This is a genomic window from Pseudomonas edaphica (assembly GCF_005863185.1).
In the GTDB taxonomy this organism is placed as follows: Bacteria; Pseudomonadota; Gammaproteobacteria; order Pseudomonadales; family Pseudomonadaceae; genus Aquipseudomonas; species Aquipseudomonas edaphica.
The window spans coordinates 1-1008 of record NZ_VBVZ01001037.1; the positions used below are offsets into that span (position 1 = coordinate 1).

A 1008-nucleotide genomic window follows, 5' to 3' on the forward strand; every position below is an offset into this window, starting at 1 on the left:
ACGTGGTGCTGTCCGTACCCCAGTACAGCGCATTGCCGGCGTTGCTCGCCGGCACCGATATGATCGCCAGCCTGCCGGATTACACCGCCCATGCCATGGCCGCCGGCGGCAACCTGTTTTGCGAGCCGTTCCCGTTCGAAACCCCGACCCTGGACCTGTCCATGGTCTGGCTCAGCCACGTCGACACGGACCCTGCCGAACGCTGGATGCGTTCACGGCTGGAAGCGTTCATGAGTGAACGCGACAGGCTGCCGGTAATCGCGGAAAAATCTTGAGATAAGCCTTCAGGGAGATCCACCGATGACTTCATCCCGTTCTTTGCTGCGTGGGCGCGGCAGTCATGACAGCGGCAAGGTGGGCATGGTCGAGCTGTTTTTCGACCTGGTGTTCGTGTTCGCCGTGACCCAGTTGTCCCACTCGCTGCTGGCCCACCTGAGCCTCGGCGGCGCGGTGCAGGTGGCGCTGATGATGGTCGCGGTGTGGTGGGTGTGGATCTTCACCTCGTGGATCACCAACTGGCTGGACCCGGAAAAAATCCCTATCCGCATTGGCCTGTTCGGCTTGATGGTCGCCGGCCTGTTGCTGTCTTCATCAATCCCCAAAGCCTTTACCGATCGCGGCCTGTTGTTCGCCGGCGCTTACGTCTTCATGCAGGTGGGCCGCACGCTGTTTGCGTTGTGGGCCGTTCGCGGCGAGTAGCTGAACATGACCCGCAACTTCCAGCGGATCCTGGCGTGGATGCTGTGTTCCGGGGTGTTCTGGCTCACCGGCGGCCTGCTCGAAGGCGAGCAACGCCTGGCTTTCTGGGCGCTGGCGCTGCTGATAGAACTGATATCGCCGTCGGTGTATTTCTGGGTGCCAGGGCTTGGGCGCTCGACCCTGGCGGACTGGAATGTCGAAGGCAACCACATGGCCGAGCGTTGCGGCCTGTTTGTGATTATCGCCCTGGGTGAATCCTTGCTGGTGACCGGCGCCACGTTCGCCGAGTTGCCGTGGAGCGTCGAAGGC

1 protein-coding gene and 1 pseudogene are annotated in these 1008 nt (G+C 62.2%); both read left to right on the forward strand.

Annotated elements, in window-relative coordinates; genetic code table 11:
• A partial coding sequence (locus FEM54_RS33070; protein WP_338109393.1) for a LysR substrate-binding domain-containing protein occupies positions 1-275 on the forward strand: 275 nt, incomplete at its 5' end.
• Positions 276-300: 25 nt separating this feature from the next.
• Positions 301-1008, forward strand: a pseudogene (locus FEM54_RS33075) (low temperature requirement protein A); the annotation flags it as partial.